At 73.0% G+C, this 8,321-nt stretch carries 10 protein-coding genes and 1 pseudogene; 3 read left to right on the top strand and 8 right to left on the bottom strand.

The window, feature by feature from the left end; genetic code table 11:
- From H5J33_RS15485 to H5J33_RS15460, 6 genes and pseudogenes are all read right to left on the bottom strand, one after another.
- The coding region (locus tag H5J33_RS15485) for an alpha/beta hydrolase (RefSeq protein ID WP_220212370.1) at positions 1-645 on the bottom strand (645 nt) is incomplete at its 3' end.
- A gap of 250 nt (positions 646-895) precedes the next feature.
- Complete coding sequence (locus H5J33_RS15480; RefSeq protein WP_181795497.1) at positions 896-1,819, bottom strand: alpha/beta hydrolase; 924 nt, start codon at positions 1,817-1,819, stop codon at positions 896-898.
- Positions 1,820-2,018: 199 nt separating this feature from the next.
- Positions 2,019-3,203, bottom strand: coding sequence for a kynureninase (kynU, locus tag H5J33_RS15475; RefSeq protein ID WP_181795496.1), 1,185 nt, complete (start codon positions 3,201-3,203; stop codon positions 2,019-2,021).
- Positions 3,196-4,044: a tryptophan 2,3-dioxygenase family protein gene (locus H5J33_RS15470; protein ID WP_181795495.1), complete on the bottom strand. Its 849-nt coding sequence runs from the start codon at positions 4,042-4,044 to the stop codon at positions 3,196-3,198. Before H5J33_RS15470 ends, kynU begins: the two co-directional genes overlap by 8 nt.
- A 155-nt stretch (positions 4,045-4,199) precedes the next feature.
- The gene (locus H5J33_RS15465) at positions 4,200-4,613 is read right to left on the bottom strand and encodes a DUF3151 domain-containing protein (RefSeq protein WP_181795494.1); all 414 of its coding nucleotides are present in this window, start codon (positions 4,611-4,613) and stop codon (positions 4,200-4,202) included.
- Between the two features lie 214 nt (positions 4,614-4,827).
- A pseudogene (locus H5J33_RS15460) lies at positions 4,828-5,265 on the bottom strand (MFS transporter); the annotation flags it as partial.
- A gap of 19 nt (positions 5,266-5,284) precedes the next feature.
- On the opposite strand from H5J33_RS15460, the gene H5J33_RS15455 reads away from it, so the two are divergent.
- Genes H5J33_RS15455 through H5J33_RS15445 form a run of 3 tightly spaced genes read left to right on the top strand, consistent with a single transcriptional unit; the run spans position 5,285 to position 7,425 of the window.
- Positions 5,285-5,959 (top strand): AIM24 family protein, encoded by a 675-nt coding sequence (locus tag H5J33_RS15455; RefSeq protein ID WP_399552835.1) that lies wholly within the window; start codon positions 5,285-5,287, stop codon positions 5,957-5,959.
- A 12-nt stretch (positions 5,960-5,971) separates the two neighbouring features.
- A complete protein-coding gene (locus tag H5J33_RS15450; RefSeq protein ID WP_181795493.1) occupies positions 5,972-6,652 on the top strand; it encodes an AIM24 family protein in 681 nt (226 codons plus the stop codon).
- 17 nt (positions 6,653-6,669) lie between these two features.
- Positions 6,670-7,425, top strand: a complete 756-nt coding sequence (locus H5J33_RS15445; protein WP_181795492.1) for an AIM24 family protein — start codon at positions 6,670-6,672, stop codon at positions 7,423-7,425.
- 89 nt (positions 7,426-7,514) lie between these two features.
- On the opposite strand, the gene H5J33_RS15440 is transcribed toward H5J33_RS15445, so the two are convergent.
- Both H5J33_RS15440 and H5J33_RS15435 read right to left on the bottom strand, forming a co-directional pair.
- A complete protein-coding gene (locus H5J33_RS15440) occupies positions 7,515-8,054 on the bottom strand; it encodes an NUDIX hydrolase (RefSeq protein ID WP_181795491.1) in 540 nt (179 codons plus the stop codon).
- Positions 8,051-8,321 (bottom strand): zinc-dependent metalloprotease (locus H5J33_RS15435; RefSeq protein ID WP_181795490.1); only part of this gene is annotated, 271 nt, incomplete at its 5' end. The genes H5J33_RS15440 and H5J33_RS15435, both read right to left, overlap by 4 nt.

Here is an 8,321-nt window from a genome sequence, read left to right as displayed (position 1 = left end):
CAGGGCGCGGACGAAGGCGGTGAGGCGCGGGGCGGCCTCGTCGGCGCGGGTGGTGGTGGTGACGGCGGTGCCGACCGTGGCCGGGGTCTCGTAGCCGAGCCAGGCTATGACGGCGACGGCGTTCCCGGGCGTACGGCTTTCGGTGGGGCGATGGGAGAGGGCCGAGTACAGGGACGCGGCGGCGCGGTGGAAGCGGGGGTAGGTGTCGAGGGTGGTGTCCGAGCCGGGGACCAGTACGGCGATGTGCCGGGCGCGGCTCAAGTCGCCCATTACTTCCGAGACTTGGCCGCTTCCCCGGCCGTCGAAGGCGAGGAGCCTGCGGGAGGGGGCGGCGAGGGCCCGGTCGGCCGCGGCGCGGTGGGCGTCACCGTGGGCGGCGGCCATGCGGGCGGCTTCGGCCGCGTTCTCGCGGTTCGCTTCGTAGGCGGAGGGGAGGGTGGCGGGGGTGAGGGGGGTGGTGAGGGCCGCCGGGGGCGGGGCGGGGACGGCGGGGCGGGCCGCGCCGGTGAGGGGGAGGACTATGGCGGCGGCCAGCAGGGCGGGGAACAGGGTGCGGAGGAGGGTGCGGCGCAGGGGGTTGTGGTTGCGGTGCGCGTGCTGGCCCGAGCGCGGGTGCGTGGTGGGGGTGTGTCCCGGCCGCACCATCCGTGCGGGTTTCGTCGTCGAGTGCGGGACGCCCCCGTGGGGCCTCGTCTGCGGGACGCCCCCGTGGGTCCTGGTCGGCGTCGGCAGTTGCCGGGAGGGCGCGGGTCGTCGCGGGTGGGGCCCCATGGTGGCTTCCTTTCCGGTCGCCCGGCCATCGGGCTCGACTGGGAAGGAAGCTACGGATCGGAGGGTGTCGCCGGCGTCCCGCCAGAGAGCCGTTGTGGCACGTAGCTCTCAGGTACTACGGGTTTCACCAGGCCAGTTGGGCGATTTCCTCCGCCACCACCGCGCAGGCGTCCGCCGCCGGATCGATCAGCGGGAAGTGGCCCACGCCCTCCAGCAGCGTCAGCCCGACCACCTCCCCCGCCTGCGCCGCCGCCTCCGCGTACGACTCGGCCACCTGATGCGGCACCACGACATCGGCCCGGCCCTGCACCAGCGTCGCGGCGATACCCGTCGGCAGCAGCCGCGCCGGATCCGCGTACCGGCAACGGTCCACGAACATCCCAGTCCCGCCGAGCAGTTGCCGCGCCGCGTGGTCGCACACCCCGAGCTTCTCCGCCACCTCGAAGTCCGCGATCGGCGCGAGCGCGACGACACCGCGCAGCGGCGACGGGCGGCCGGTACGCCAGGGCGCGTCCGCCGGGAGCACATGCCGGGCCGCCGCCCACAGCGCCAGGTGCCCGCCCGCCGAGTGCCCGGTCAGCACCGTACGGCCGGTGTCCGCCTGCGGAACCACCTCGCGGACCAGCGCGGGCAGGGCGTCCAGCGCCGCCGCGACATCGTCGAACGTGTCGGGCCAGCGGCCGGCAGGAGGCACGCTCCCCGCACCACCCGCACCATCCATGGCGGCGGCACCGCCCCCGCCTTCCTCGCCACCCCTGCGGTACTCGACGTTGGCCACCACGAACCCCCTGCGGGCCAGGTAGGCCGCGAACGGAGTGACATGACGGCGGTCGTAGCGCGCACGCCAGGCGCCGCCGTGCAGGACGACGACCAGCGGGGCGAGGGCTGTGGGGGCGGTGGCCTCCCGGCCGGGACGGGGGACGTAGAAGTCGATCACCTGGTCGGGGTGGTCACCGTACGCGGCGGTGACGTCGGGATCGACCGGCGCGTGCGAGAAGGCCGACTCCTCTTCGGCGGCGGCGCGAACCGCTGCGGCGTCGTCCGGCATGCTCCAACCTCTCAGCTACGGAACGGGGGTGGCGGACCAGGTGGGAAACGGCCGCCGGCCGGGACGGTACCAGGCCGGTGACGTGCGGGGACACGGACATTTCCCGCCCGCCGAGGGAGAAGCGGGGGAAGGGGGGAGCAACCCCCGAGCCCCACCCCTGGGCATCCGGCACGCCGCCCCCGCCCCCGCACCCCACCCCCTAAGCCAACTCCTCCCCCAGCACCCGCGCCGCCCGCTCCACATCGCGGAATCCCACATACAGCGGGGTGAAGCCGAAGCGGAGGATGTCCGGGTGCCGGAAGTCGCCCACGACACCCCGGGCGATCAGGCGCTTCATCACCTCGCCCGCGTCGGGGCAGCGCAGGGCGATCTGACTGCCCCGCTCCGCGTGCCGTTCGGGGGTCACGCACTCCACCCGGCCGGGCTCGGTGTACGCGGCCACGCACCGCAGGAAGAAATCCGTCAGCGCCAGGGACTTGGCGCGGACCGCGATAACGGACACCCCGTCCCACACGTCGAGCGCGGCCTCCAGCGCCAGCAGGGAGAGGATGTCCGGCGTGCCGACCCGCCCCCGTACGGCGCCCGGTGCCGGGGCGTATTCGGGGCTCATCCCGAACGGCTCTGCGTGGGAGTTCCAGCCGGGCAGCGGGGAGTCGAAGCGGTCCTGCAACTCCTCGCGGACGTACAGGTACGCCGGTGAACCCGGGCCTCCGTTCAGGTACTTGTAGGTGCAGCCGACCGCGAGGTCCACGCCGTGCTCGTCCAGGCCCACGGGCAGCGCGCCCGCGCTGTGGCACAGGTCCCACACCGCGAGGGCGCCGCAGGCGTGGACCGCCGCGGTGAGCGCGGGGAGGTCGTGCAGCCGGCCGGTGCGGTAGTCGACGTGGTTGAGCAGGACCGCGGCCGTACGGCCGGACAGCGCGTCCGGCACCTCGGCCGGGGTGACCGGGCGCAGGGTGCGGCCGGTCAGCCGGGCCGCCGAGGCGGCGATGTAGCCGTCCGTGGGGAACGTCGTGGCGTCGACCAGGAGTTCGTCGCGGCCGTCACCCGCCATGCGGACCGCCGCGACCAGCGCCTTGAAGACGTTCACACTGGTCGAGTCGCCCACCACGATCTGACCGGGGGCAGCGCCCACCAGCGGGGCGATCCGGTCGCCGACCCGCTCGGGCGCCGTCCACCAGCCGCTCTCCTCCCAGGAGCGGATGCGCAGTTCGCCCCACTCGCGGCGGACGACGTCCGCGACCCGGCCGGGGACGTGCGCGGGCAGGGCGCCCAGGGAGTTGCCGTCCAGGTACACGACATCGTCGAGGACGAACCGGTCCCGCAGGGGCGCGAGTTCGTCCTCCGCGTCCAGCTTCTCCGCGTGCAGGGCCAGTTCAGACATGGGACCTCGCCGTCCACAGCTCGGGGAACACGTTCTTGCGGGCGCGCTTCTCCAGCCAGGCCACGCCGGCGGAGCCGCCCGTGCCGGGCTTGGCGCCCATCGCGCGCCGGGTCGCCACCAGGTGGTCGTTGCGCCAGCGCCACACCAGCTCGGCCACGTCCGTCAACGCCTCGCCGAGCCGGGCGAGTTCGTCGCTCTCGTCGCCCGCGTAGATCGCGGTCCAGGCGTCCTCGACGGCCGGTGAGGGCTCGTAGCGGGCGGACACGTCCCGGTGCAGCACGGAGTCCGGGATCGGGTGGCCGCGGCGCGCGAGGAGCCGCAGCACCTCGTCGTACAGGCTGGGCTCGTGCAGGGCCTTCTCCAGTTCCGCGTGGACGCGCGGGGCGCCCTGGTGCGGTACGAGCATGGAGGCGGACTTCTCGCCGAGCAGGAACTCCAGGCGCCGGTACATCGCCGACTGGAAGCCGGAGCCCTCGCCGAGCGCGCTCCGGTAGGCGTTGAACTGCGCCGGGGTGAGCTGCCCGAGCGGCTTCCAGGAGGCGTTCAGGGCCTCCAGCTCCCGCACGGAACGTTTCAGCGCGGCGAGCGCGGTCGGTACGTCGTCCGAACGGAGCGCTTGGGCGGCCGTCTCCCACTCGTGCACGATCACGGTGAACCACAACTCCATGACCTGGGTGGTCACCAGGAAGACCATTTCGCCGGGGTCGTCGGAGAGGGTGTGCTGGAGGTGGGTGAGGACGTCTGCCTTGACGTAGTCCTCGTACGGCGTCGTCCCCGCGAAATCCAGATTCGGGGTCTCGGGCTCAGCGGCCTGGTGAGGGTGGTGAGCCTGTTGGGACATCGCTGTCTCCTGTGTTACTCCGGGTAGCGGTCCGCCCCTGCCGATGCCGGCACGGGGGCCCCGGTCCCCACCCCGCCATCCTCCGCAATGCCCCGGAAGACGGCAAGGCCCGCCTGCCGCCAGACGGGCCACACCGGTGACGTACGTACCGCCGGTCAGCCCAGGGTCTGGGCCGCCGTCGGCGAGGAGTCCTTCAGGAACTGGGTGCAGCGCTCGTACTCCTCCTGCTCGCCGATCGCCTGGGCGGCGCGGGCGAGGGCGTGCAGCGCGCGCAGGAAGCCGCGGTTCGGCTCGTGCTCCCACGGGACCGGGCCGTGGCCCTTCCAGCCGTTGCGGCGCAGGGCGTCCAGGCCGCGGTGGTAGCCGGTACGGGCGTAGGCGTACGACTCGACGACCGAGCCCCGCTCGAACGCGTCGTCGGCCAGCTGGGCCCAGGCGAGGGACGAGGTGGGGTGCTGGGCGGCGACCTCCGCCGGCGCGGTACCGGCCGCGAGGGCCTCACGCGGCTCCGGGTCGTCGGGGAGGTGGGTCGGGGGCGGTCCGCCGAGAAGGTTCTGGTGAATCGTCATGGGTTCAGTGTGGCTCACGGGCAGGTACGGGGGTGCGCGGGAGGGGCTGCCAGAAGCGATCCGAAGGGGCGCGGGGAACCGCACGAGCGCCCCGCCACCGGGCCGCACCCGGAAACCCCCCGTACGCAACGGCCGTTCCCGGACGCCCCGTACGCGACGCCCGTCCCCGGAACGCCCCGTACGCAACGCCCGTTCCCGCACGGCGGCCGCACCCCTACCCCTCCCGCCGGCCCCCCTCCAGCGGCGGAGCCGTCACATTGCCGTGGGTCCGGCATTCCGGGTGGCGGCAGTCCGGGGCCGGGCGGCGGACCAGGGTGAAGGCCAGGACCGCGCCCACCACCAGTGTCCCCGCGCAGAAGAGCATCGCCCGGTCGAAGGCCGCGTCGAACGCCGTGGGCACCCGGTACGTCTCCGGCCCCATCCCCGCCGCCAGCGGCAGCGCCGCCACGGCCACCAGCCCCGCCGCGCGTGCCGCCGCGTTGTTGACGCCGCTGGCCAGGCCCGCCCGGGCGGTGTCGACGGAGGCGAGCACCGTGGCGGTCAGGGGCGCGACCAGGGTGACCATGCCGGCGCCCAGCACCAGCAGGGCGGGCAGCACGTCGGTCGCGTAGTTCGCGCCCCGGCCCACCCGTGACATCAGCAGCATCGCCGCCTACGCGGTGCCGCAGGGCGTGCCCCTGGGCGGCGCCGGGGTGACGGCCGCGCTCCAGGCGTTCAAGGAGACGCCGACCGGCCGGCGCTGGACGCAGCAGAACAAGGCGCTCGTCCGCGTCGACCTCGGCATCGGCGGGCAGCCGGTGCTGGCCCGGCAGGGCAGCATGGTGCTCTACCAGGGCAAGGTCGACTTCGGCTACAAGGGCGCCGGTTTCATGGGCCGCGTCGTGGGCAACGCCACCGGCCAGGAGATGCAGCTCATGCGCTGCTCCGGCCAGGGGCAGGTCTTCCTCGCCGAGAACTCCGCCCACCTGCACCCGATCGAGCTCCAGGGCGACGCGATCTGCGTGTCCGCGGAGAACGTCCTCGCCTTCGACGAGAGCCTGAGCTACGAGGTCCGCCGGATCGAGGGCCACGGCATCCCCGGCGGCGCGCTGTTCACGATGCAGTTCCAGGGCACCGGCACGATCGTCGTCAAGACGCACGGCACGCCCGTGGTGCTGCCGGTCACGCCGACCACCTTCGCCGACTGCAACGCCGTCGTCGCCTGGTCGGCCGGCTCCCAGGTGATCGTCTCCAGCCAGGTCCGCATGCGCCGCAACGCCTACCCGGGCGACACCGGCGAGAGCGTCAACCTCCAGTTCCGGGGCGCGCCCGGCAACTTCATCGTCGTCCAGCCGTACGAGGTCTAAAGGGAGCCCGTCATGAACCAGCCGCTCGCGGGCTTCGCCCCCGCACCCGTCACCGCACGCATGGAGAACCACGGCAGCCACATGCTGAAGGTCGCCATGCAGACCGGACACGACCTCCTCGCGCGCGTGGGGTCGATGGTCGCCTACGAGGGCTTCATCCAGTACGAGCCCAACCCGCCGGCCGTCCGCCAGATCGCCCGCGACTGGGCCACCGGCGAGGGCGCGCCGCTGATGAAGTGCTCCGGTGACGGCCTGCTCTACCTCGCCGACTACGGCGCCGACGTCGTCGTGATCAACCTCAACGGCGACGGCATCTCCGTCAACGCCACCAACCTCCTCGCCTTCGACGCCCATCTGAGCTGGGGCGTGGAGCGCGTCAAGGGCCTGGCGAAGTTCGCCGGGCAGGGCCTGTGGAACACGAGGATCTCCGGTCAGGGCTGGGTCGCGCTGACCTCCCGGGGCACGCCGATCGTCGTGGACTGCGGGGGCGGTGAGGACGAGACGTACGTCGACCCGGACGCGCTGGTCGCCTGGTCGCCGAACCTGAAGGTGAAGGGCAAGCGCAGCTTCAAGGCGCAGTCGCTGATCGGCCGGGGCAGCGGCGAGGCCTTCCAGATGGCCTTCTCCGGACAGGGCATCGTCGTCGTCCAGCCCAGCGAGGACAGCACCGACCGCCTCCGGATCCGGGGCTGAGGGGGAGCCAGAACACCATGCAGAGCCCGCTTTTCGCGCACAACGACCTCCAGACCCAGGAGCGCTGGAGCCTGCAGAACGCGCAGATGCTCCGGATCACCCTGGACGGCCACGACGACCTCCTCGCCCGCAAGGGCACCATGGTCGCCTACCAGGGGCTGGTCGAGTTCGACGCCGAGTACCAGGGCGACCGGCAGGCACACGCGCGTGCGCGCACCGGCGAGGGCCTGGACCTGATGCGCTGCCACGGGCAGGGCACGGTCTACCTCGCCAACCTCGCCCAGCACGTGCACATCATGGACATCGAGCAGGACGGGCTGACCGTCGACAGCTCCTACGTCCTCGCCATGGACTCCTCGCTGCACTACGAGGTCGTCGCCGTCGACAGCCTGTACGGCATCTCCGGCTCCGGGAAGTACCAGCTCAGCATCACCGGGCGCGGCAGGGTCGCCCTGATGACCTCGGGCGCCCCGCTGCTGATGCGGGTCACACCCGACAGGTACGTCAACTGCGACGCCGACGCGATCGTCGCCTGGTCCACCGGGCTGCGCGTGCAGATGCAGGCCCAGACGCACTCCTCCGGCGTGTGGCGCCGGCGCGGCAGCACCGGTGAGGGCTGGGAGCTGAGCTTCATGGGCTCCGGGTTCGCGCTGGTCCAGCCCAGCGAGCTGCTGCCGCCGCAGAACGCCGTGTTCGGGCAGGGCCTCGCCGCCCAGTTCGGCATGGGCCAGCAGGGCGCGCGCGGCCAGAACCAGGGCAACGTCTGGAGTTGAGCCGGACACGGGTAAGGGGCGACCGCCAAGGCGGTCGCCCCTTACAAATCCCGTCGGACACCCCTCGGAGACGGGCCGTCGCACACCCGTCACAGCCGGGCGCGCGTGGCCTCCAGCAGACGCACGACCGACTCGTCGGCCACCTTGGCCACCTCGTCGTAGCCGAACCAGCGCAGGTCCAGGGACTCCTCGCTGATCTCGTGCACCGCGCCGGGCGGGGCCAGGACCGCGTACTGCACGTCGAAGTGCCAATTGCAGGGCGCCGGGATCGGATGCCGGTCCAGCCGCACCGGACCGCCGGGCAGCAGGGTCAGCCCCGGGATCCCGGACTCCTCCGTCGCCTCCCGCAGGGCCGCCGCCTCGAGCGTCGGGTCGCCCGGCTCGCAGTGACCGCCCATCTGGAGCCACATCCGCAGCTTCCGGTGCAGCGTGAGCAGCACCCGGCCGCGCCCGGGGTCGACGACCAGGGCGCTGGCCGTGACGTGGCCGGCGTCACAGGACTTCCACATGCCGTCCGGACGGGCCGCCAGGTGCTCCAGGTACGACCGGCGCAGCTCCTCCTGGTCCTCGTAGCCCTCGTAGCCCTCGTATCCCTTCAGGACCAGGACCGCGTCGTCGTACAGGCTCACTCGGTGTCGTCGCCCTTGGTCTCGTCCTCGTCCTTCTTGCGCAGGTCGGGCTTGTCGTGGCCGCCGCCCGCCGCCTCACCGAGCATCTTGTCCAGCTCGGAGAAGTCCAGCTGCTCGCGGTGCACGAAACCGTCCGGGTCGTCCAGGTCGGTCGCGGTCGGCAGCATGTCCGGGTGGGCCCACAGGCCGTCCCGGCCGTCGACCCCGCGCGCGTCCGTGAGCGAGGCCCACAGCCGGGAGGCGTCGCGCAGCCGGCGCGGACGCAGC

Source organism: Streptomyces sp. WELS2 (assembly GCF_013870595.1).
In the GTDB taxonomy this organism is placed as follows: Bacteria; Actinomycetota; Actinomycetes; order Streptomycetales; family Streptomycetaceae; genus Streptomyces.
Note: the sequence above shows the minus strand (reverse complement) of the source record. Positions and strands in the feature narration are given on the sequence as shown.